15 protein-coding genes are annotated in these 23,812 nt (G+C 49.2%); 13 read left to right on the forward strand and 2 right to left on the reverse strand.

Annotated elements, in window-relative coordinates:
• Positions 1 to 17 precede the first annotated feature (17 nt).
• From M1D30_RS12660 to M1D30_RS12675, 4 genes are read left to right on the forward strand one after another with little or no spacing between them, the layout of a single operon-like run.
• On the forward strand, positions 18 to 1,475 hold the full coding sequence (locus M1D30_RS12660) for a lipopolysaccharide biosynthesis protein (RefSeq protein WP_248504543.1): 1,458 nt from the start codon (positions 18 to 20) through the stop codon (positions 1,473 to 1,475).
• 35 nt (positions 1,476 to 1,510) lie between these two features.
• Entirely contained in the window at positions 1,511 to 4,876 is a 3,366-nt protein-coding gene (locus M1D30_RS12665; RefSeq protein ID WP_248504545.1) for a lamin tail domain-containing protein, read from the forward strand.
• Positions 4,877 to 4,885: 9 nt separating this feature from the next.
• Positions 4,886 to 6,961, forward strand: coding sequence for a S46 family peptidase (locus M1D30_RS12670; protein WP_248504547.1), 2,076 nt, complete (start codon positions 4,886 to 4,888; stop codon positions 6,959 to 6,961).
• Positions 6,962 to 6,984: 23 nt separating this feature from the next.
• Entirely contained in the window at positions 6,985 to 8,160 is a 1,176-nt protein-coding gene (locus M1D30_RS12675; RefSeq protein WP_248504548.1) for a retropepsin-like aspartic protease, read from the forward strand.
• 52 nt (positions 8,161 to 8,212) lie between these two features.
• Here M1D30_RS12675 and M1D30_RS12680 read toward each other — a convergent pair whose 3' ends face one another.
• A complete protein-coding gene (locus tag M1D30_RS12680) occupies positions 8,213 to 9,313 on the reverse strand; it encodes a helix-turn-helix transcriptional regulator (protein ID WP_248504550.1) in 1,101 nt (366 codons plus the stop codon).
• Positions 9,314 to 9,510: 197 nt separating this feature from the next.
• Between M1D30_RS12680 and M1D30_RS12685 the strand changes: the two genes are divergently transcribed.
• The 8 genes from M1D30_RS12685 (at position 9,511) to dusB (ending at position 20,498) form a co-directional block, all read left to right on the forward strand.
• The gene (locus M1D30_RS12685; RefSeq protein ID WP_248504552.1) at positions 9,511 to 11,157 is read left to right on the forward strand and encodes a sulfatase-like hydrolase/transferase; all 1,647 of its coding nucleotides are present in this window, start codon (positions 9,511 to 9,513) and stop codon (positions 11,155 to 11,157) included.
• A 2-nt stretch (positions 11,158 to 11,159) separates the two neighbouring features.
• Positions 11,160 to 12,344 (forward strand): anaerobic sulfatase maturase, encoded by a 1,185-nt coding sequence (locus M1D30_RS12690; RefSeq protein ID WP_248504554.1) that lies wholly within the window; start codon positions 11,160 to 11,162, stop codon positions 12,342 to 12,344.
• Entirely contained in the window at positions 12,341 to 17,470 is a 5,130-nt protein-coding gene (locus M1D30_RS12695) for an InlB B-repeat-containing protein (protein WP_248504556.1), read from the forward strand. Before M1D30_RS12690 ends, M1D30_RS12695 begins: the two co-directional genes overlap by 4 nt.
• 4 nt (positions 17,471 to 17,474) lie before the next feature.
• A complete protein-coding gene (locus tag M1D30_RS12700; protein ID WP_248504558.1) occupies positions 17,475 to 17,648 on the forward strand; it encodes a hypothetical protein in 174 nt (57 codons plus the stop codon).
• A 150-nt stretch (positions 17,649 to 17,798) separates the two neighbouring features.
• Positions 17,799 to 18,179, forward strand: a complete 381-nt coding sequence (locus M1D30_RS12705) for a hypothetical protein (protein ID WP_248504560.1) — start codon at positions 17,799 to 17,801, stop codon at positions 18,177 to 18,179.
• A gap of 183 nt (positions 18,180 to 18,362) precedes the next feature.
• Positions 18,363 to 18,881, forward strand: coding sequence for an RNA polymerase sigma factor (locus M1D30_RS12710; RefSeq protein WP_248504562.1), 519 nt, complete (start codon positions 18,363 to 18,365; stop codon positions 18,879 to 18,881).
• Entirely contained in the window at positions 18,871 to 19,347 is a 477-nt protein-coding gene (locus M1D30_RS12715; protein WP_248504564.1) for a pyruvate ferredoxin oxidoreductase, read from the forward strand. Before M1D30_RS12710 ends, M1D30_RS12715 begins: the two co-directional genes overlap by 11 nt.
• Before the next feature lie 170 nt (positions 19,348 to 19,517).
• Positions 19,518 to 20,498, forward strand: a complete 981-nt coding sequence (gene dusB, locus M1D30_RS12720; RefSeq protein ID WP_248504566.1) for a tRNA dihydrouridine synthase DusB — start codon at positions 19,518 to 19,520, stop codon at positions 20,496 to 20,498.
• Here the strand turns inward: dusB and M1D30_RS12725 are convergent.
• Positions 20,490 to 21,428, reverse strand: a complete 939-nt coding sequence (locus M1D30_RS12725; protein WP_248504568.1) for a site-specific tyrosine recombinase — start codon at positions 21,426 to 21,428, stop codon at positions 20,490 to 20,492. The genes dusB and M1D30_RS12725 overlap by 9 nt on opposite strands.
• 140 nt (positions 21,429 to 21,568) lie before the next feature.
• Between M1D30_RS12725 and M1D30_RS12730 the strand changes: the two genes are divergently transcribed.
• Entirely contained in the window at positions 21,569 to 23,755 is a 2,187-nt protein-coding gene (locus tag M1D30_RS12730) for an outer membrane beta-barrel family protein (RefSeq protein WP_248504570.1), read from the forward strand.
• Positions 23,756 to 23,812 lie beyond the last annotated feature (57 nt).

Consider the following 23,812-nt stretch of genomic DNA (forward strand, 5'->3'; position numbering starts at 1 on the left):
AAGACAAAAGACAAATAATGGCAAATCTTAAGTCACTTGCAAAAGACACGGCCATCTACGGCCTTTCAAGCATCGTTGGCAGATTCCTGAACTATCTGCTGGTGCCACTGTACACACACTACATGCCCAAGGCATCGGGCGACTATGGCGTGAGTACGAACATCTATGCCTATACAGCACTCATCCTGGTGCTTCTCACCTTTGGCATGGAGACCACACTGTTTCGCTTTGCCAACGACGAGCGCCATAAGTCCGACACGGTATTCTCGACAGTGATGGCGGTGGTGGGCTCGCTGACGCTGGTATTCCTGCTGCTCATCTTCGGCTTTATCACACCTATCAGTAACAGTCTGGGCTATGCTGAGCACCCCGACTATCTGTTGATGATGGCAGTGGTGGTGGCACTCGATGCCCTACAGGCTATTCCTTTCAGCTACCTGCGATTCCAAAAGCGTCCTATCCGCTTTGCATCGCTAAAGATGCTGTTTATCGTATTGAACATTGGTCTTAACGTCCTCTATTTCGTATGGTTGGGCAAGACATCTGTATTCTATGTCTTCTTCATCAACCTGGTATGTACAGGACTCATCACCTTCTTCTTTATTCCTGGACTGTTCAGCATCAAATGGCAGTTCGACGGCAAACTGCTCAAGCAGATGCTCGGCTACTCATGGCCTATCCTGATTCTGGGCATTGCCGGCATTCTGAACCAGGTGGCCGACAAGATCATTTTCCCACTGGTTTATCCGGATGAGGCAGAGGCTAACGTGCAGTTGGGCGTCTATGGCTCGTGTGTAAAGATTGCCATGATCATGGCCATGATTACGCAGGCCTTTCGCTATGCCTACGAGCCCATCGTCTTTGCCAAGAGTAAGGATGCCGACAAGACGGAATACTATGCCTCGGCCATGAAATACTTCTTGATATTCACCCTACTGGCCTTCCTGTGTGTGGTGGGATGGATGCCTGTGCTGCAGTATATCATCGGAGAGGAGTATCGCGAGGGACTGGGCGTGGTGCCCATCGTCATGATTGCCGAGATTATGATGGGGGTCTATTTCAACCTGTCGTTCTGGTATAAACTTATCGACAAGACCATCTATGGTGCGTGGTTCTCGCTGGCTGGCTGCACAGTGCTCTTTGCCGTTAACATCCTGCTGATACCGAAGTATGGCTACTGGGCCTGCGCCTGGGGGGGGGTGGCCGGCTATGGCACAGCCATGGTGCTGAGCTATATCGTTGGTCAGATCAAGAATCCTATTCCCTATCCCATGAAGGATATCGTATCCTATGTCGTTCAGACCTTTGCGGCTTTCTGGGTGATGTACTGGGCACAGGAAGAGTTACCCACCTGGGCATCGCTGACGCTGAGCACGCTGCTTATCATTGGCTTCCTGGTCAGCGTCATCAAAAAAGACCTGCCCCTAAGCAGTCTCCCCGTTGTTGGACGATATTTCAGAAAACAAAAAACCTAATTTATAACAATAACTAAAAGAACCATTATCAAACCATGTGGAATAGCGCATTGACCTTTGCCATTGTCATCAACGAACTCATGGCATCAAACGCTGGCTCAGTGATGAGCCCCGCTGTCAACTTCGACAGTTGGATTGAGTTGTATAACCCGACAGAACAAACCATCAACCTTGCAGGTATGTATCTCAGTAACAACGAGAACAACCTGACACGTTGGCAAATGCCCAATAACATAGGCACCCTCCCTGCCAAAGGCCATCTCGTCGTTTGGCTCGGCTCCAACGACATCAAGAGCAACCAGGCACCTTTTAAACTGAACTGCGACGGAGGTTCCATCTTCCTGAGTGACCAGAACGGCCAGCTTATCACCAGCATGCAATATCCACAGGCAAAGAGTCGCACGGCCTATGCCCGCACCACCGACGGTGGCGAGGAATGGGGATGGACTGCCACCCCTACCCCTGGAGAATCGAACGCCAAGGCCCAATATGCCTCAGAGCGCCTCGATGCCCCAGTGGTTGACCAAGGCAGTCAGCTCTTCAACGGCTCGCTCAATATCAAGGTCACCATCCCCGAAGGCACCAAACTGATGTATACCACCGATGGCAGTCTGCCCGTTTCTCTGGACGGAATGGATCCTTGGACAAACCGCGTAAAGAACAGCAGCTGCGAAGGCAGCGATGCCTCGTGCTTTCTTTGTCACGACGGCAACACCACGGGCAATGTGAACCGCATCACCGACGGTGTGGGTATCGACGGATCACGTGGTATCAAGGTACACTCTGTGGCCAATGCCAGCAGCGACCGTACCACCCAGTTCTTCGTCTATACCCCAGACCACACCTGGAAGACGGGCGAGAAGTTCCGTTTCCACATGAAGGTGCGTGCCGATCATCCCACCACCATCACCAATATCGCCCAGAAGAAACCTGGTCAGACCCTCGTCAATAACATTCTGGGGGGCGAGTTTCAGGTGACCACAGACTGGAAGGACTTCGTCTATGAAGGCACCCTTACCAAAGAACAGGCCGGCGAGAAGGAGGAATGGGACTGGTGGAACACTACCATCACCTACTCGCTTCAGACCATTGCCTTCAATCTGAACAAGAAGAAGGACACGGACAATAACTTCTATTTCGACGAGATCTATTGGGAAGTCATGGACGACAACGTCAGCAGTCAGGAGAGCACCACTGGCGAGTTCACCATCTCGCAGACCACCAACCTCACCTTCCGTTTGTTCCGCGACGGTTATCTGCCCAGTGTTCCCGTTACTCGCAGCTATATCCGTACCAGCAACAACTACACGCTACCAATTATCAGCATTGTTGGCAATCAGAAGTACTTCACCGACCCCAAGATTGGACTTGACTGCGACGGTGATGGTACTAACGGAAAGACAGGAAACGGTCAGGACACCCCCAAGAACTACAACATGGACTGGGACCGCCCTGTGAACTTCAGCTATCTGAGTCCTGACGGAAAGATGCTCTTCAATCAGGATGTCAACATCAGTGTCTCGGGTGGTTGGACACGTGCCCAGTCAAAGCGTTCGTTCAAGTTGAAGAGTAACAAGATCTTCGACGGTCAAAACCGCTTCGACTATAGTTTCTTCCCACAGAAGCCCTATATTCGCAACAAAACGCTTCTGGTGCGCAATGGCGGCAATGACATGTACACCCACAACGCTCGTTTCATGGATCCTGCCTTGGAGACTATCATCCAGCGCTCGGGCATAGACCTCGACGTGCAGTCGTATGTGCCTGTCATCGAATATGTCAACGGTCAGCTGCGTGGTGTACTGAACCTGCGTGAGCCCAACAACGCCAACTTTGCCTATGCTAACTGGGGCTATGTTGACGAAGAACTCGATGCTTTTGAGAACATGCAGATGAAGAATGGCAATGACTCTGTCATCAACCGCATCTTCGAACTGGGCAGCAACGCCACCAATGATGCCGCCTACGAAGAGTTGAAGACCCTGCTCGACATCGATGAGTTCACCAATTATATGGCTGTCACGATGTTCCTCGACAATGATGACTGGCCCAACAACAATATCAAGGCTTATCGCAGTCGCAACGACGGCCGTTACCGCTTCGTCAGCTTCGACCTCGACTATGCTTTCGCCCTGCGCAACTTCAACAAAGACAACGACGACCCATTCAAGTATTTCGTCCGTTTCAAGGACGCCGACAAGGTGTATAACGAGGACAACAAGAACCGCGAGATTGTGCGTCTCTTCCTCAACCTCCTGGGGCGTGAGGACTACCGCCGCAAGTTCACCGACACTTTTTGTTTGGTGGGCGGCAGCGTCTTCGAGCCCACCCGTGCCGGAAAGATTGTCGATGAGCTGCTGGCCAATGTCAAGGCCATGTGCCAACTGATGCAGCAACAGGGTATCACCGACGGTCATGAACCCAGCAGGACTGCCAGCACCATCAAGACCAAGCTGAAGGGACGTGCCAAGAAGATGGCTACCAGCATGAAGAACTTCTCGTACCTGAATCTGAAGAATACGACTGCTCAGAACGTCATTCTGAGCACTGACACTGAGGGGGCCACCCTCCTTGTCAACGATATAGAGGTGCCTTACGCCGATTTCAACGGCTATCTTTTTGCGCCCGTCGAGTTGACAGCCAAGGCACCTGCCGGCTATCGCTTTGCTGGCTGGAAAAAAGGCAGCGAACAGTATGCCAACGAGAGCACCATCACCCTACCCTCAGATGCTACTGTCCAGTTGACCGCCACCTTTGTACCACTCAGCGACAATGAACGTAAAGCACAGGGATTTACACCTGTCTGTGTCAACGAGGTGAGTGCTGCCAACAGCGTCTTCGTCAACGAGCTCTTCAAACGCAACGACTGGGTTGAGCTGTATAACAACACTGACCAGGCCATTGATGTAGAGGGCATGTATTTGAGCGACAATGCCGATAAGCCAACGAAATATCAGATTGTGAAGACCGACGGCGTGGAAACCATCATCCAACCACACGACTATCTGATTATCTGGTGCGATAAGCTGGAGCCTCAGTCACTGTTGCATGCCTCTTTCAAACTGGCTGCCGAGGGAGGTGACGTGCTTCTTAGCGCCGATGACCAGTCGTGGACCAGCAGACTCACCTATGCCGCCCACAATGGTGATCAGACCGTAGGCCGCTATCCCGACGGTGGCAATAGTGTCTATGTGATGAACATCCCCACCATTGCCAAGGCCAATATCATGAGCAGCTATGCCACCATCGTGGGACAAACCATCGGAGCCAATGGCATCAGCGACATGATGGCACAGCAGTCAGATGCTGAGCAGACCTACGACCTGAAGGGTCAGGCTGTGCAGGGCAACCTGAAGCCTGGCATCTACATCAGAAATGGAAAGAAAATTTTGATTAAATAATAAAATATAATGAAAAAATTATTTCTATTACTCGTCACATTTCAATTCTCACTTCTCACATCTCATGCTGATGAGGGCATGTGGACCCTTTACAACCTGCCCAACGCTGTATATGAGCAGATGAAGGGCTATGGTTATCAGTTGCCCTACGAAAAGCTGTATCAGGCTGACGATGCCATCATGAAGGCCGTGGTTAACTTCTCGGGCTACTGCTCGGGCGTGGTTGTGAGTCCTGACGGACTGGTATTCACCAACCACCACTGTGGCTTCGAGGCCATCCGTTCGCATTCTACTGTGGAGCACGACTACATGCTGAATGGTTTCTATGCCAAGACCTATGCCGACGAGCTGCCCAACAAGGACATGTTTGTGAGCTTCATGGTGGAACAGAAGGACATCACCGACCAACTCATGGCTCAGGGCTTTGACAAGATGAGCAACGACCGTCGCTCGGAATTTCTCGATTCCATCGAGAATGCCATGTCGAAGGACGTGAAGGCACAGGACTCTACCCTGCGTCTGGAGATTAAGCCTTTCTACGAGGGCAACCGCTATTTCGCCACCACCTATCGCGACTTCACCGACCTGCGTCTGGTGTTCGCCATTCCTAAGTCGATGGGTAAGTTCGGTGGTGAGACTGACAACTGGATGTGGCCACGCCAGACCTGCGACTTCTCGGTGTTCCGTATCTATGCCGACCCAAAGACCAACGGTCCTGCTGCCTACTCGAAGGACAACGTGCCTTATCACCCCAAGCACTGGGCTCGCGTGTCGGACGAGGGCTATCAGGATGGCACCTTCTCAATGACCATGGGTTATCCTGGCAGCACTAACCGTTATCTGTCAAGCTTCGGCATCAAGGAGCGCTACGAGGAGAACGCTATCCGTGCTCAGATCCGTGGCATCAAACAGGAGGTGATGAAGCGCCATATGGATGCCTCGGAGGCCGTACGCATCAAGTACGACTCGAAATATGCACAGTCGTCAAACTACTGGAAGAACTCGCTCGGCATGAACAAATGTATCGATTCCATCGGTCTGATTCAGCAGAAGGAGCTCTTCGAGGCAAAGATTAAGGAATGGATGGACAGCACAGGTTTGCTGATGACCCAACTGAACTTCGACCAGATGAAGCGCCTCTATGCCAAGCGTCTGGCGACCAGCAAGGCGTATATGTACTTTGCCGAGACGTTCAGTCGTACCGACGAACTGTCGAAGCGTGCTTTGAAAGCCCACAACGGCATCTCGCCCAAAGGTAAAGGCAAGCGCCAGTATATCACGTTCGATGATAACAGCGAGACCTGGGACTATGATACCGACCGCGAGACGCTGGGCACGCTGCTGAAGAACTATCGCGAAAAGGTGACCGATGCCAAGTACCTGCCCGAATTCTACCAGACCATTGACAAGTCATTTGGCGGCGATTGCCAGAAGTATGCCGACTACCTATACAGCAAGTCGAAGGTCCTGAAGAAGGGTGCACGTCTCTATCCCAACAAGAAGTCGTTCATGAAGGACCCCGCCATCATGTTTGGCCTCGACCTTACTGAGTTGTACATGAACCTGCGTAGCGAGTTTAAGGAGGTGGTTGACAGCATCGACCTGCAGGAGCGTTACCTCTGCGCTGCTAAGTTGCGCATGGAGGAAGACCTGCCTCACTACAGCGATGCGAACTTCACCATGCGCTTGAGCTACGGTCAGGTGAAGGAGTACAAACTGGGTGGTGTATCGTCTGGTTATCAGACCAAGGCTCCCAGCATCGTGAAGAAGATGAAAATGGGCGAATCCTTCGAGGATTATAAGGTGGAGCCCGAGATGATTGACCTACTGGAGAGCGCTGGCGACATGCCGCTCTGCTTCCTCACCACCAACGACATCACTGGTGGAAACAGTGGTAGCCCAATGTTCGACGGCAAGAACCGCCTTATCGGTCTGGCCTTCGACGGCAACTGGGACTCACTGTCGAGCGACCTCTTCTTCGACTCGCAACTGGCACGCTGCATTGGTGTCGACATCCGCTATGTCCTCTTTATGATGGACAAGTGGGGCCACGCTGACCGATTGATCGATGAGATCAAGAAATAGGAGAAAGAAATACTAAACGAACCATGAACAAATGGTTGATCATACTACTGAGCCTGCTGTGCATCGATGCCGATGCGCAGCAGGCTCTTTACTCTAAGAAGCTCGTCCTGTCGGAACGGAATTTTGCCGATTCCATCGGGATTGAATGGGAACGCAATCAGGTATACGTGCCCGTTCAGATAAACGGCAGGAACTATCGTTTTCTGTTGGACACAGGCGCAGCCCAGTCGGTGGTCTATGCCGACACGCCCATCGACGGCTGTCAGGCGGCAGGCTATATCCGCTCGCACGATGCCACTGGTGCCATGGACACGGTGCCCATGGTGATTCTGCCACCTATGACTTTAGGACGCCTCACCATCAGCCGCTGTCAAGCCACGATACAACAACGTCCTATAAGAATGCCAGGCGTTGACGGCATTCTGGGGTTCAACCTCATTAACAGCGGACTACTGGCAAAGATAGACGTCTATCGTCGTCTCCTTGTCCTCACCGACCGCAAGAAGCACTTTAAAGAGGAGAAGGGTATCGACATGCCCTATAAGTTGCGCTACCACGTGCCTTATCTGGATGTCAACCCCTTTGGCCGCTACCATGAGATGACGCTTTTCGACACTGGAAGTCGCCACCTTTACGTGATGAACCGTACGAGCTTTAACCGCTGCGCCGACATGACTGGCTCGCTCATCGACTCGCAGGTGGAAGGACGTAGCATGGGGCGTCACGCCATTGGTCATTTTGGTGTAGAGCCATTGAATGAAGTTGTTTTTCTATGTCTGAGCAACCTGCACGTGGGCCGCTACACCCTCCATAACCTCCACACGTTAACCTCCCAAGGCGAGTCGCACCTTGGTGCCCAATTATTAACCTACGGCGCCATGATTATCAATCCCAAGAAAAAACGTATGACCCTGTTGCCATACAACGGACAGCAGGCCGACAGTGTGAACAACCGCCAACTGGACATCGCCTTTGTGTCGGAGTTAGGTCGGCCCTGCGTCGGACTTGTATGGGAGCAAGGTGAGCCTTATCGGTTGGGGTTCCGACAAGGCGACATCATCACAAAAATCAATGATTCCATCGTAAGAGACTTCTCTCAGTTTATTTCCTGGCCATTCATCATCGGCCGCGAATATCGCTTCACAGTGCGTGGGCTCTATGGTGAGACAAAGGAGATACGATGGGTGAGAATAAAATAATTTTAAGATATCTTCAACGGTGTTGAAGACAACAGAGAAGGAGAGGTAAGAACTATACTTCTTCCAAAGTCTGATAATCGGCAGGCGAAATGCCTGTCTTTTCCTTGAATTTCTTTTGGAAATAACTGCGATCACTGAATCCGCAGTGCTGAGCAACACTTTCGTTACTCCAATCGCGGTGAGCCATAATGATACGCTTGGCCTCGTCTATGCGCAGGTTCGTCATCCATTCGGAGTACCTCAGATCCTGTTGACGCAACCAAGATGACAACAGGTAGCGCGGCACGCCAATAGCATCGGCGGCCGTGGGCATCGTCAAGCCACACTGCAGATAACCCCTCTTCTCGAGCCATGATTCAATAGCTCGCTCCACGCGTTGCAAGGCCTCTGTACTAAGGGACGTACTTGCTGTCGTTTCCTCCTCATCACTATTGCTCTCGGCCTCCTGAATCTTTTTGGGAGCAGAGCTCATAACGAAACTACTAAAACTATCTATCAAAAAGAAGATGGCCACAAAGAAGACAATGCCACATATGGCCAACACGATTTGTAATGGACAATAAATAAGAAGTGGTACCATGAGCGCCATCACAGGCGGAATGATCACGCCAAGTTGCATCCAGTGTACCACACAAGCCATGTCATTATCGTAATAATCCTCCATCGCATTCTGGATGGCACGCATTCTCAGGATATGTCTGTTGGTGTAATAGCCCTGCATAAAAATATAAATCGCCGACGACAACATCTCGGCCCAGCGTAATTCTGTCGTATCACTCAGCAGTGGCTCGCCATCGATAGCGGCTGCTACACCTAACAGCGTGAGCGACACGCCCCAGCACAATGCTCCCAAATACTTATCGAGCCAGGTAACAGAGCCCTTGCGCTGCAAGTAGATAACCGACAGCGAGAACATCCACGAACAAGGAATGAACAAGGCGAGATTGAGCATGGCAGCTTGCGTCACGCCCATAGCACGCAAACCAAAAATTAATTGCAATAGGAACTGGAATACCAAAGCGATGGTGCCCGCCATCATCATCCAGCGTGATTTGTTTGCAGCTGGGTTCACCGAAACCTTACCAGGAAGTAGCAACAGTTTCAGGGTTAGTAGGGTCATCAGCACAACGGCTGTAAATTGCATGTATTCCATTTCAGGTTACAAAAGTACAATTTTTTTCGAAATTATTATCAAAAAGTAGTGAAAATTGTTACAATTTACACACCTTTTTGTCGTATTTTACACACCATTGTCGAAAATTACACACCATAATATCCTTTTAATTCCTATTTTTGCACATGAATTAAATACCTACTATATAATAATACAAAACAACAAATAACCGAATTATGAAACAAAACCCTACCTTCCGCACGGCAGCGCTGCTGACCACTGGTGCCGCCATGCTGATGGCCTGTACAGACTCGCAGGACAGTACAAAGAATGAGAATCAGCCAACGACAAACGCCGATGGCAAGTACAACATCATTTTTATCACCTGTGATCAGGAAGCCTACATGGAAGAATACCCTGCCGGCAGCAACTATACAGCGCGTGAACGTCTTCGCCAGATAGGTACTACCTTTGAGAAGCACTACGCCTGTGCCAACGTATCAACCAGTAGCCGTTCTGTGATTTACACCGGTCGTCATATCACCGAGACCTGCATGCTGGACAACACCAACTATGCGTTTGTTAATGACATGCCTCGCAACCTTCCTACCGTAGGCGATATGTTACGCGATGCAGGTTATTACACAGCTTTCAAAGGAAAATGGCATGTTTCCAAAGATACAGTATCTTTAGAGGACTATGGTTTCAGCGACTGGACCGAGGGCGACATGTACGGTTCTGTACAAGAGGGTTACCACGAAGATGGAACCATTGCCGAGCACGCCATTGCATGGTTGAAGGAGAAAGGAAAAGAGCTGAATGACAGTGGACAGAGCTTTTTCCTGGCTGTCAACTTCCTAAACCCACACGACATCATGTATTTCAACGAGGATAGCATTGGGGGTATTGCCGGTTCTGGAGTGCCTGAACCCGACGATCCTCTTTACCAGCAAACCTACAATGTGGAACTGCCCAGCACTTGGAACGAGCCACTCAACAAGCCCGGGCGTCCACAGGCCCACACCGAGTATTACTACAACTGGGAGCGCATGGTGGGACCAACGCCTAAAAGTGCGGAAAGCTGGCTGCGGTTCCGCAACTATTACTTCAACACCATCAAGGACGAGGATAACCACATGCTTACACTCATCAATTACCTTGAGAAGGCTGGCCTGATGAAGAACACTATCATCGTCTATACCAGTGACCACGGTGAAATGCAAGGCGAGCACGCCATGAAAGGTAAGGGCGGCAATATCTACGAGAACAACATCCACGTGCCCTTGGTCATCTATCACCCCGAGATTCAAGGCGGACGTCACTGTAGGAACCTTACCTCACATCTCGACCTGGCTCCCACCCTTATCGATTGGGCTACCAATGGTGACAAGAAACAGTTCCAGAAGATTGCCGGAGCACTGCATGGTCACTCTCTGGTGCCTGCAGTGAAGGATCCCAACGCTGATATCCGCAACGCAGAAGGAGCTCTGTTCTGTTTCGAGATGCTTTCAATGATAGACAGCGCCTTCGTTATCGACCCCGACATCCAACCTGCCTATCGTGCTGACTTGCACAAACGCGGCTTCGTACGCGGCATCATTACCCCTGAATATAAGTTTGCCCGTTATTTCTCGCCGTTGCAGTTTAACAGTCCGACTGACATCGACACTTTATATAAATACAACGACGTGGAACTCTACGAGTATGGTAGCGATGAGACCAATAATCTGGCATGGCCTAAAGGCAGCAACACCACACTCGTCAATCATATGAACCAAAGACTCAATGCACTTATCCAACACGAGATAGGTGCCGACGACGGCCACGAGGTGAAGATGGGTGGCGGTTATCGCGGTGGTATCAGATTATATTCAAGAAACTGATCATGGAACACGACGAACTACGTCACTATGCCATAGAAGTAAAACCCATCGGTGCCACCTGTAATCTGAGGTGCAGATACTGTTACTATTTGGGAAAAGGAAGTGGAGCAACCACTTCCTCTTTACTCATGTCAGACGAGGTTCTGGAAAAATACATCCAACAAGTTATAGCCATCCACGGCCAACAAGCAGAAATTGAGTTCGCATGGCATGGCGGAGAACCAACACTCTGTGGTATTCCCTTCTTCGACAAAGCCATGACTCTCCAGCATAAGTATAGCGAAGGGCGTCGAATCCTGAACACACTTCAAACCAACGGCACGTTGCTCACAGACGACTGGTGCGAGTTTTTTCGTGCCAATAGCTTTCGCATCGGTATTAGTATCGATGGACCGGAGCATCTCCATAATCATTATAGAAAAGATGTGCACGGAGAAGGAACCTTCAGCCGCACGATGCATGGCATAGAGTTGCTGGTGAAGCATCGCGTAGAGTTTAACACCCTGACCACTGTCAATGCAGCAAATTCCCTGCACGCCAAGGAGGTATATAACTTCCTACGTCAGTTCAGTGATTTTATGCAATTTTTGCCAGTGGTAGAATGTCTTCCACTAGAAAATGCAGGCAATGTAGCCCTTCCCCCTGGGGTCTACAGTCAAGTGGACCCCAAACATAGTATAGCCGACTACTCGGTAGAGCCCGAGACTTATGGTAAATTTCTTTGTTCCATCCTTGACGAATGGGGCTGCAAGGACATAGGCCACAAGTTTGTACAGACCATCGAAGCAGCTTTTGGCAATCTGACCCGACGTCCGGCAGGACTCTGTGTGCACGAGGCTGTTTGCGGGCATTGCGGCGTTATCGAGAAGAACGGCGACCTCTATCGCTGCGACCGTTTTGTCTTCCCCGAATACCGAGTGGGAAATATTCTCAATACACCTCTATATGACCTGATGCAAACAAACCGTCACTTTGGAGAATACAAACTGGACAGTCTGCCCACGACCTGTCTCCATTGCGATGTGGCCGACCTTTGCTTCGGTGGCTGTCCCAAGGATCGTCTTAACGAGCGTATAACCATCTATGGACCAGAGCGGCTCAACTATCTATGTACGGGTTATCGCCTGTTCTTCCGATATTTCAAGCAACAAGTACCAAAACTAATAAAAAATCAGATTTGTAAATGAAACCATTCATCACCTCTCATCTCAACCGGGTCCTCACCCTGATTCTGACAATAATAGCACTTGTTATGGGTCAGAACACATGGGCCGACAATGGCTGGGACATACAAACCAACACCAGCGGCAACGTTACCACGTTTACCATTACCCGCACCAACACGGCAGTGGCCGAAACAGTGCGCTATCGCCTGGTGAACCTAAGTGCTTATGCCATGCAACACTACTATGTGAGTAAAATAAATGGAGAAGACGCCGATCTGACAGTACCAGTAATGAATCTGAGAGGCGAGTTCACCTTTACCGCAGGCGAAACTAAGAGCAGGACCATTACCGTCACGGAGCAGACAGCCAATAACGATGCCTACCTGTATCAGACAGGCACCGAACGTAGCTATAAATTGGAGGTGACTGACATAGGTGGTTTCCTACTTGCCGAAAAAACTCGCAGTTTCAAAACTGGCACCAACATTAGCGACAATATATTCAGAATTAGGGATATAACCATTCAATCTGACGAGTATAAGAACACAGACGCTGGTTATGAAAATAACAATGTCAAGTCAGTAGCAAGTTCTAGCTATTTTGACTATGTCGCTCCAAGAACCTACTTTCAACATATTGGTGCCGAGCTGCGTATGACACTAACTATGGATGTCAGGGAACAAAATGACGGCTATCAGTACATGTCTATTCTAACCTCAAAAACTTTATTCGACAATCGCTCTGGTTGTAGTAATGGGGATCCTGGCAATATCAATAATTCGCTTTACATGGCCGGCTTTGAGCACAAAACTAACGGTAAGGACACAGAGTATAAAAGTTATAGTTTTCCTGTAACTTCTGTAAGCGACAACGAAGGACATAGTAATCCCTGGGGCCACGGTACACAATATATCTTGAGTAAACAGAAATTCAATACAAATCGTCGGGCTTCTGACGGTCGTCTTATCCTACCTCTGGATTTTGATTATCTTGCTGTTCGCTGCAACGCCTCTGGCGGTGGTACTGATCACGATGAGTGGTGGGCTAAGAACGTCAAGGCCCACATCCAGGCCGTGGACGCCACTGCGCCCAGCGTATTAGCTGGCTTCGTGGCTCCTGGCAAGCACGCTGCCGGCAATACAATGTACGTATCTTTGGCTTTCAACGAGATTGTCAAGGTGACAGGCACACCGACACTCAATACCGCAAACGGTTGGGGCACACTCAGTTATGTGGCCGGCAGCGGTTCCAACGTGCTGACGTTCAGCGGAATAATCGGCGACAACGCTCTTGGCTATCTCACCATCACAGGCTGGAGCGGCACCATCACCGATTTGGCAGGCAACGCGCCCAGCAGCATCACCTACAACAGTAATTGTGAACGCGATGCCAGCTACGCCTATTCTATCGGCTATAGCTTAAACGGTGGCCAAAACCCAGGCAACCCAAGTAAATACACATACGACACAGAAACATTCACACTGAATGCCCCCACCAGGACCGGTTACACCTTCGCAGGATGGACGGGCAGCAACGGCGACACGCCTGAGACAACCGTACAGATTTCCAAGCATTCGTATGGTAAGAAGAGTTTTACCGCCCACTGGACGGCAAACCACTACACCGTGCACTTCGATGCCAATGCTACCAACGGCATCAATGCTACCGGTTCAATGGACGACCAGACTTTTACCTACGATGAATCCCAGGCGCTTACAAAGAATACCTTCACTCGCCCGGGCTACACCTTCGCTGGTTGGAACACCAAATCCGATGGCACTGGAACGAGCTATGCCGACGGCTATAAGCTCAATAATCTCAGCGCTACCAACAACGGCACCGTGACCCTCTATGCCAAATGGAACGTCATCAATTGGACAGGTAACGGACAAGACATGAATCACGCTTACATGATCGAGTACCCCTCACAACTCATCAAACTTTCTGAGGACGTGGCAGGTGGTAATAAATATGTCTCTTTTTGTTTCAAATTGAAAAACGATATCGATATGCAAGGTGTTACTTTCAATGGAATAGGCGATAACGATCATTCATTCCAGGGAAGGTTTAATGGTAACGGCAAGGCCATCAGAAATCTCACCATCAACAGACCAAGCAGTAACTATGTTGGGCTCTTCGGCTATGTCACTAGCGAATATGCATCTGTCAAGAATCTCACCATTGACGGGGCAGACATTATTGGCAATAATTATGTTAGCGCCATTGTAGGGTATAACAGTAGTACTATTGAGAACTGTCTTGTTAAGAATAGTTCCGTTAAAGCAAAAGCCTCAGATGCTTTAGCAGGCGTCTACGTTGGACACAATAACAGTTCTAATAACACCCTTAACAAGGACTACTACATCAATTGCACGAGAAAAATAGGCAACGCCACCAATAGCAGCACCAACATAGGTACAGGCGATGGCGATATCAAAGGTATACACAGCTTGCACACCATTACGATGGATGATGACAGAATAAGCGCCAGCGGCGAGACCCTTGTCCTTGACAACGTCACTTACTACGCCAGCAACACTACTGTCATGCTGAGTTGTTCCGGTGTTCCCGAGGGCTATTCTTGCGCTTACAGCACCAACAAGGGTGCCAGCATCAACAGTTCGTTTTCCATGCCAGCTGAAAACATAAGGATTTATGTCTCCATGGCCCCAGATTTCTGGCGATGGTGGCATGCCGATGCTGATCACGATGGAACGACAGAAGATAGAGCCTACATCATCAGAACAGCCACAGGCATCAATCTGTTGGCAAATCTGGTGAGTCAGGGAAATACCTATAAGAACAAATTCTTCAAGTTGGAACATGACATCAAATACGATCCCAACAACCTTGATGAGAATGGTGAGAACTACACCCCTATTGGAAACTTCTATCACAATTTTCAAGGCACCTTCGATGGTCAAGGATATACCATCAGTGGTATCCGTCTGAAAAAGATGGGCGACAACAATACTCAAAATGGCAAACAGGGCATTTTCGGTGTGATTATGGATGCAACAATTAAGAACGTCGTTCTGAACGATGCAATCATTACAGGCTGTAACCAAGTGGGCGGTATTGTGGGTGACACCAGTAGCAAAAACACCATTGAAAACTGCCTAGTGCTCAACTCTGAGATAAACAACACATCGGGTACTCAATGCGGTGCTATCCTCGGTATGTATTCTAGCAACGTCACCCTCGCAAATAACTACTACTATCATTGCACCGTCAACGGAAAGACCACCAACATTGGAACCTATCAAGGTGATAAGCCCACTAACAACGGTGCCCTTTGTGTCTACACCATGACACGACAAAGAAATATTCGCGCTGCGGCACAACCCATTCTCAACTATCGGGAAACAAATTATTATCTGCCCGGCACCCCTGTCAAACTGAGCCACGTAGACGGTTTTAACATGACCGCCTATACAGTGAAGGATGCCAACGACAACGACATCGCCCTGACCAACGGCAACACCTTTGAGACGCCTGCCAGCGATGTAACCATCACGGCCGATCTCACCGCCATACCATGGGATGGCGACGGCCGACGGATTAACCCATTTGTGATTGAATACCCCAGTCAGCTGGATCTGCTCGCCAAGAAAACAATCGGCCTCGATGGTTTCGAGCCCAACTACTTCGCCGGTACATACTTTATATTGAAAAACGACATTAGATACGACCCTGAAGACCTCGATGCTGAGGGCAAAAACTACACACCCATAGGAAATAATACAAGACCTTTCGCAGGCATCTTTGAGGGTAACGGCCACACCATCAGCGGCATCCGCGTTGCCAGAAGAGGTAATACTAACGATGATAGTTATCTAGGACTTTTCGGAAATGTCATAAGCGGAGAAATACGGAATGTTATCCTGAATGATGCCCGTTTCTTCGGTTACAGTAATATTGGCAGCTTTGTTGGCCGTGGCGTGACTACTCTTATAAAAAATTGTTATACAACAGACAGTGTCTTCGTTTGGGCAGGATACAATGGAAGCCAATGTTTGGGCGGAATTGCGGGATATCTATTCGATAGTAAGATAGAAGGCTGTATCAATTTTGCACAAGTCAAAGACAATGCCAACTCCAACTGTAAGTATTTCGGCGGAATTGTGGGATATGAAAGTCTATCAGCTATCAGTCATAACACGGTTATCGAATCAACTATTGCAGCAAGTAGTTACGTTGGTGCTATCAGCGGATGTACGGAAGATTTTTCTCACCTCAACAACAACTACTATTATGGAGCTAAGGTCATAAAGAATGCTAACAGTACATGGGACGGAATAGGCAACGGAGGCATAGGCTTGAGTGGTGGTTTTGCCGATATCACCGATAATGATGGTGCAGTGAAGGCTAATGGCATACCTCTATCGGATGACCACAAGAATACCTTCATCCTACGAAAGTACTATAAAGATGAAAAAGGCTCGCGATCGTTCACCCTTACTGGTCGCAGATTCATTGTTAGTGACAAGACATGGAACACGGTTTGCCTACCGTTCTCCATCTCTGAATCTGCAATGAAGAATAACACTGCTCATCTGTTCAACGACGCCATCGTCATGGAAATGGATCCGGACGAGACGACCCTTGATAATGGTGTACTCCGTTTGGCCTTCAAACAGACTAAAAGTATTCAAGCGGGCAAACCCTACCTTATTAAGGTCGTCAACCATCTATATCAACCGAACACGTCTCCCACGTTCAATAATGGCTATATTAGTGTCGTTGAACCAGAAGCTGTAACAAGCAATGATGGGACGGTGACCTTCGTCGGACAGTTCGATCCGTTCGTCGTCAGCGACGGTCGCAATGACGAAGACTATAATCCCACTCCCAACAACATTAATGATATTGTCATGTTGGGTAATAATAATACGTTGGGGTATTCCAAGAATCCCCGCACGCTACATACCTTCCGCTGCCATTTCTATGTGTCATCGGGTTCTGACAAGGCACGCGACTTTGAACTAAACTTCGACGATGGTGAAATAACATCGGCAACCGACACAGAGATGGTCGTTGAATTCAAGTTAGACAACTGGTACACCCTCGATGGCAAAAAACTTGATGGCGAGCCCACCGAGAAGGGTGTTTATATATATAAAGGTAAAAAGGTAATAAAGAAGTAAGATTATGAAAAAGATATATTCAAAGCCTGAGATGCAGGTCGTCACGATTCAACAGCAGGGCCACCTGCTGGCAGGAAGCTCTAAGTTTTATAAATATGAATTTAATAAGTTTGAGAATAAGGACGAGAAACTTGAATTCAAATTCGACGGATTTGATGACGACGAATATGATTATTAGAACCCAAAGTATTCTGCCACAGATATGTAGAAATAATTTGTAATTCTAAAAAAATATAACAATATTCTTGGTGGATTCAAATATATATTGTATCTTTGCCACCGATTAAACAAATCATACACATACTTACACTTAATTTCAACCGCAAAAATGAAAGCTAAAAACCTTTGCAAAGGAATCCTGCATTCCAAAGTGGCAATGAGCATGCTCGTGGCCCTGTTTTCAGCATCAACGGTTTGCGCCCAGGACAATGTCAAGGCCAACACCGCTGACAGTACCAACGTAAAGACAGCCATCAAGGCCGTAGTTGTTGACATTAAAAAAGGTAAGAATGCCAAAACTGCCAAGGACAAGGACGCTACCATTCTGAACCATAGCGGCAAAGGCACTACTACTGGCACAGGTACCCCCACCGAGTTCCAGGATGGAGACGATTTGTGGTTGAGATTCAGAGATGGTCGTCGTTTCATGCAGAGACCAACTGAAAAGGGAATCTACCTCCACCAAGGCAAGAAGATCGCCATACAATAATCCCCCTCTATAAAAACATTTTTAATTAGTTTGGTTAGCAATCACCATAGATTTGCTGACCAAACTAATTTGTTTATTAACACTCTCTAAGCTCGTTTGCACAGCTTTCAAATAAAAAATTTGCTTTTTTCTCGTTTTATTTGTAACTTTGTCCCACGTGAATCGTCATACTAAATAGAGAGGATGAAAAAGATCAGTTTTCGCACCGACGTGTTGCCGCTGAAGAATGAACTCTTCCGCGTGGCGCTTCGCATCACTCTCAATCGCGAGGATGCAGAAGATGTGGTGCAGGAAACAATGATCCGAGTCTGGAACAAGCGAGAACAGTGGGAACAGATAGAATCCATCGAAGCCTTCTGTACCACTATCTGCCGAAACTTGGCGCTCGACAAGACAAAACGAGCCAGCAACCAAGACGCATCGCTCGACGACGAGGGGCACGACGCACCCGACCACTCATACGGCGCCAATCCTGAGGAACAGGCTGTACAGCGCGACAAAGTGGAACGTGTGAGGACGCTGATGAACCATCTGCCCGAGAAGCAACGCACTTGTATGCAGTTGCGCGACGTAGAAGGCAAGTCATACAAGGAGATAGCCGCGGTGATGGACATTACCGAACAGCAAGTAAAGGTAAATATCTTCCGAGCCCGACAAACAATTAAACAAGAATTTTTGAAACAAGAACAATATGGATTATAAATACATCGAACAACTGCTGGACCGCTACTTCGAGGCCGAAACGACCTTGAAGGAGGAGCAGATTCTGAAGGCCTTCTTCGAGCAGAGCGAGGAGGAGTTGCCCGAGAGCCTGCGCCAGTACAAGCCCTTGTTCGCTGCCATGGAGCAAGACGAGACACTGGGCGATGATTTCGATGCACGCCTGCTGGAGATGACGGAAGAGAAGATGTTGGTGAAGGCTCGCATCATTAGCCTCAGCGACCGTATCCGTCCATTGATGCGCGCTGCCGCAGTAGTTGCCATCTTGCTGACGCTGAGCACCGCCCTGAACCAGTCGTTCAAAGAAGACAAGGTATGGGCCGACGAGTCGGACTATGCTCTGAGATACGAGCCCACGGGCAATGAGCCTGCCATGGCCTACGATCAGGTCAACACAGACTCGGTGAAGAGCGACTCGCTCTATAAGCCCTCCGGCTATTTTGAGTAGAATACATTTCTATGCTTTCTCTATATTAAATGAATCATTTATTTTGAATTAAAACGAGCCTTTCTGGAAGTTGAGAAAACTTCGAAAGGAAAAAAGGCCACCCCAGCGAGGATGGCCTTTTTTATGTTGTTATGATATTTATCTCAAAAAAAATGTCTACCTTTGCACCCATGAAGATAGGAAACATTGAATTTGGTCCGCACCCGGTGTTCCTGGCACCGATGGAGGACGTTACCGATATTGGCTTCCGCCTGCTGTGCAAGCGTTTTGGTGCCTCGATGGTCTACACAGAGTTTGTGAGCGCCGAGGCCTTGATACGTGATGTAAAGTCGACCCAGCAGAAGCTGACCATCAGCGACGAGGAGCGACCTGTAGGCATACAGATCTATGGTCGCGACGTGGACGCCATGGTCGAGGCGGCCAAGATTGTAGAGCAAGCAGGCCCCGACCTCATTGACCTGAACTTCGGCTGTCCTGTGAAAAAAGTAGCCGGCAAGGGTGCTGGCGCCGGCATGCTACAAAATATCCCCAAACTTTTGGAGATTACCAAGAAGGTGGTGGACGCCGTAAAGTTGCCCGTCACCGTAAAAACACGCCTGGGCTGGAATCAGGATCAACTGATTATCACCGAGTTGGCCGAGCAACTGCAGGACTGCGGCATTCAGGCACTGACCATCCACGGTCGCACCCGTGCCCAGATGTATACTGGCGAGGCCGACTGGACCCTGATTGGTGAGGTGAAGCGCAATCCACGCATCCACATCCCCATCATTGGCAATGGCGACATCACCTCGCCCGAAGAGGCAAAGGCCGCCTTCGAGCGCTATGGCGTAGATGCCATCATGGTGGGTCGTGCCACCTTTGGTCGTCCATGGATTTTCAAAGAGATTCGCGACTATATAGATAATAATATGGTGGACAGCAGTTTCGATTTCAACAAAAAACTGGATGTACTGGAAGAACAGTTGCGCATCAATGTGGAGCGCATTGACGAGAAGCGCGGCATTCTGCACACCCGTCGTCACCTGGCTGCCACACCCATCTTCAAGGCAATTCCCAACTTCCGTCAGACGCGCATAGCCATGCTACGTACCGAGAAGATGGACGAACTACTGCAAATATTGGAAAGTACACGCACCCTTCTAGGATGAGTGCATGATGTTACGCGGATGATGGGTCAGCACCTCTTCGCGTAAGGTCTGCATAGACAAGTGCGTATAGATCTCGGTGGTGCCGATACTCTCGTGACCCAGCAAAGCCTGGATAACACGGAGATCGGCACCACCTTCTAATAGTGCCGTAGCATAAGAATGGCGCAGGGTATGGGGCGAGATGGTCTTTTGGATACCTGCCTCTAATGCTTGTTCTTTCAGCATGATGAGTATCATGGTGCGGGTGAGATGACCACCGCGACGGTTCAGAAAAACATAATCCTCCTCACCCGGTTTTATTTTCAGTCCCTGTCGCCACGGCAAGTAATTCTCTATATCCCTCAGTGCCGTGTTAGAGATGGGCACCAAACGTTCCTTTGAACCTTTACCAAGGATACGCAGATAGCGTTCTTCGGTAAAGACCTGCGACCACTTTAGATTGACCAGTTCAGACACACGTAAACCACACGAGAACAATACTTCAATGATAGCACGGTTACGATGTCCTTCAGGCTTTGACACGTCAACACTAGCTTTCAGTTTATCAACCTCCTGCGTTGTCAGAAACTCGGGCAGATGTTCACCCAGCACAGGCGACTCGAGCAATTCCGTAGGGTCGCTTTCCATATAGCCATCCATCACCATAAACCGATAGAACGAACGAACGCCACTCAGTATGCGACATTGCGACCTCGGCCCAATGCCGATGTCGTGGAGTCCGGCGGCAAACTGTTGAAGGTCACTCAGTTCCACCTGTTCCGGATGTTTTTCCTGATGACAGAGGAACACCAGCAACTTATCCAAGTCGCGGGCATAGGCATCCAGCGTATTGGTCGACATGTTGCGCTGCAATCGCAAGTAGCGCAGATAGTCCTTTTTCAGTTTCTTTGTTTGCTCGTCCATCATGCTGCAAAGATACATGTTTTTCATCAGTCAAACAAACCATTCGTCACAAAAAGAAGCAGAATATCCCATTTATTTGGCACAAACTGTAATAAACTCTACTTTTGCAGCGTCGAATGTATATGGCAACAAAAAGCCTTAGTACAAACATTAAAATTTTTAGGATAATGAAACATTTGTTTTTGAGTTTATCGGCCGTGATGGCTGCAATGATGATGCCCGCGACAGCGCATGCCGAGGAAAGCGACAGCCTGAATGCGGATACCACAAGATGGTATAACCAGACACAAGAACTGAGTGGCGTAACCATAAAGGGCCGTTTGCCCAAGACGCGCGCCAAAGGCGATGCCATGCGTACCACCGTGGCAGGTACCATCTTAGAGAAAGCCGGCACCGTGAGCGATGCCCTCTCGAAGATTCCCTTACTGGAGGCTGAGCGCGACGGTGGAGTGAAAGTAACAGGTCGCGGCGATGCGGAGGTATATATTAATGGACGCCGGGTGCTGGACACGAAGGAGCTCTCTCGCCTTCGTTCCGATCAGATTCTGCATGTCGATGTGGTGCAGAACCCCGGTGCCCGTTATGCCGCTTCGACCAAGGCCGTAGTGCGCATCACACTGAAGAAAGCACAGGGCGAGGGGCTGAGTTTCCAGGACAATCTCTCAGGCTACTATCAGTACGGGCATACACTGCACAACAACCTGGATGTGAACTACCGCACAGGTGGTCTCGATGTCACTGCCACATTCTGGGCAGGTCGCTATGGTCACTCCAAGTCACTGCAAGAAGACGACATGTTCTATTATGTAGGCAACGACCAATATCTTGGAAAGACCAAGCAGGAGACCAAACAGCTGTGGAAGGGCTGGTCACCGCAGTTGCAGATTAACTACATGGTTGACCTGAACCACAGTTTTGGTGCGTTTTATAAATACGACCGTCACAGCAGTGGCGAGATGAACAGCGAGTTTAATACCGACAACTACGAGAATGGCATATGGCTTGAGCGCTCAGAGAGTCGCATCTGGATGGACGACAATTTCGACAAGCACATCTTCAACGCCTATTATAACGGCAAGATAGGCAAACTAGGCATCGACTTTAATGTGGACGGTCTCTTCGATGACACAAAGACACCAGGCAGAACCTGTGAGACAACAACACCGGTAGAGCAGGGTGTTATTACACAGCAGCCAACACAACGCAACATAGAGAGCAACACCAACAGCGGCAATAACTTCTGGGCATCGAAGCTCATCTTCACCTATCCTATATGGCAAGGCAACCTGTCGGTAGGAGGAGAGTATGCTTACAACCACCGTACCGATGCCTACACCTTTACCTCGACCGAGGTGGTGCCAGTGAAAGCCACCGACAGCGAGATTAACGAAAAGAGCACTGCAGGCTTCGTGGAGTATGGTCGTCAGTTTGGCAGAGTATTTGCCCAGGTGGGTCTGCGCTACGAGCACCTGACTAACGACTATTACAACTTCGGACAAAAAGAAGACGAAGTGTGTCGCGACTACGGTGACTGGTTCCCCACGGCAGTGGTGGCCATGCCCGTTGGTAAGGTACAGTTGTCACTCTCCTACCGTCGTGACATCCAGCGCCCCAACTATAGCAGTCTGACCAACTCTACTATATACCTGAACCGCTATGCCTATCAGAGCGGCAACCCCTATTTGAAGCCCACCTACACGCATAGCATGGTACTGAATGGAGCCTATCAGTGGCTAAATGCCACGGTGAATTATTCGCGAGTGAAGGACTCAGAGACCATGTCGACCGAGCCCTTCCCAGGTTCCGCCGATCCGTTGGTCAGTTTGGTACGTCCCATCAACAGTCACGAGGACTATAATCAGTTGATGGCAGGCGCTCAGGCCCGTCCCACTATAGGCTGCTGGCATCCCTCATGGAGCTTCTATGCCATTTTTCAGGATTACAAGTCGCCAACGGCCGATGGTTCTACCATCACCCTGAAACGCCCATACTACAGTTTCTCCTGGCAGAACGACATCGAGTTACCCAAGGGTTACCGTCTGAATATACGTGCTGCCTACAGCACAAAAGGCGACTACAACAACTACCGCGTTACGCGCGAGAGTTTTAATACCTTGTTGGGCATTCAGCGCGACTTCAGCCTGAACACCTTTGGCACACTGACCGCAGACATACGCTGCAACGATATCTTCAACACCAACAAGAGCGAGACCATTATTTACGGCATGCGCGAGCTAACCGCCTTTAACCCTGCCCGTCGCACGTTTGTGCTCGACCTCACATGGAAATTCAACGAAGCACGCAGCAAATATCGTGGCTCTGGTGCCGGAGAAAAACAAAAGGCAAGAATGTGAAACATAGCGATTTAACATAATTTTGGAATGATTGACAAGGTTTTATGATGATTTTTC

This window comes from Prevotella sp. E15-22 (assembly GCF_023204875.1).
GTDB lineage: Bacteria > Bacteroidota > Bacteroidia > Bacteroidales > Bacteroidaceae > Prevotella.

What these genes read in the sequence shown, in the direction of transcription:
- M1D30_RS12660 (WP_248504543.1), top strand. Translation starts at nt 18, where the DNA reads ATGGCAAATCTTAAGTCACTTGCAAAAGACACGGCCATCTACGGCCTT.
- M1D30_RS12665 (WP_248504545.1), top strand. Translation starts at nt 1,511, where the DNA reads ATGTGGAATAGCGCATTGACCTTTGCCATTGTCATCAACGAACTCATG.
- M1D30_RS12670 (WP_248504547.1), top strand. Translation starts at nt 4,886, where the DNA reads ATGAAAAAATTATTTCTATTACTCGTCACATTTCAATTCTCACTTCTC.
- M1D30_RS12675 (WP_248504548.1), top strand. Translation starts at nt 6,985, where the DNA reads ATGAACAAATGGTTGATCATACTACTGAGCCTGCTGTGCATCGATGCC.
- M1D30_RS12680 (WP_248504550.1), bottom strand. Translation starts at nt 9,313, where the DNA reads ATGGAATACATGCAATTTACAGCCGTTGTGCTGATGACCCTACTAACC.
- M1D30_RS12685 (WP_248504552.1), top strand. Translation starts at nt 9,511, where the DNA reads ATGAAACAAAACCCTACCTTCCGCACGGCAGCGCTGCTGACCACTGGT.
- M1D30_RS12690 (WP_248504554.1), top strand. Translation starts at nt 11,160, where the DNA reads ATGGAACACGACGAACTACGTCACTATGCCATAGAAGTAAAACCCATC.
- M1D30_RS12695 (WP_248504556.1), top strand. Translation starts at nt 12,341, where the DNA reads ATGAAACCATTCATCACCTCTCATCTCAACCGGGTCCTCACCCTGATT.
- M1D30_RS12700 (WP_248504558.1), top strand. Translation starts at nt 17,475, where the DNA reads ATGAAAAAGATATATTCAAAGCCTGAGATGCAGGTCGTCACGATTCAA.
- M1D30_RS12705 (WP_248504560.1), top strand. Translation starts at nt 17,799, where the DNA reads ATGAAAGCTAAAAACCTTTGCAAAGGAATCCTGCATTCCAAAGTGGCA.
- M1D30_RS12710 (WP_248504562.1), top strand. Translation starts at nt 18,363, where the DNA reads ATGAAAAAGATCAGTTTTCGCACCGACGTGTTGCCGCTGAAGAATGAA.
- M1D30_RS12715 (WP_248504564.1), top strand. Translation starts at nt 18,871, where the DNA reads ATGGATTATAAATACATCGAACAACTGCTGGACCGCTACTTCGAGGCC.
- dusB (WP_248504566.1), top strand. Translation starts at nt 19,518, where the DNA reads ATGAAGATAGGAAACATTGAATTTGGTCCGCACCCGGTGTTCCTGGCA.
- M1D30_RS12725 (WP_248504568.1), bottom strand. Translation starts at nt 21,428, where the DNA reads ATGAAAAACATGTATCTTTGCAGCATGATGGACGAGCAAACAAAGAAA.
- M1D30_RS12730 (WP_248504570.1), top strand. Translation starts at nt 21,569, where the DNA reads ATGAAACATTTGTTTTTGAGTTTATCGGCCGTGATGGCTGCAATGATG.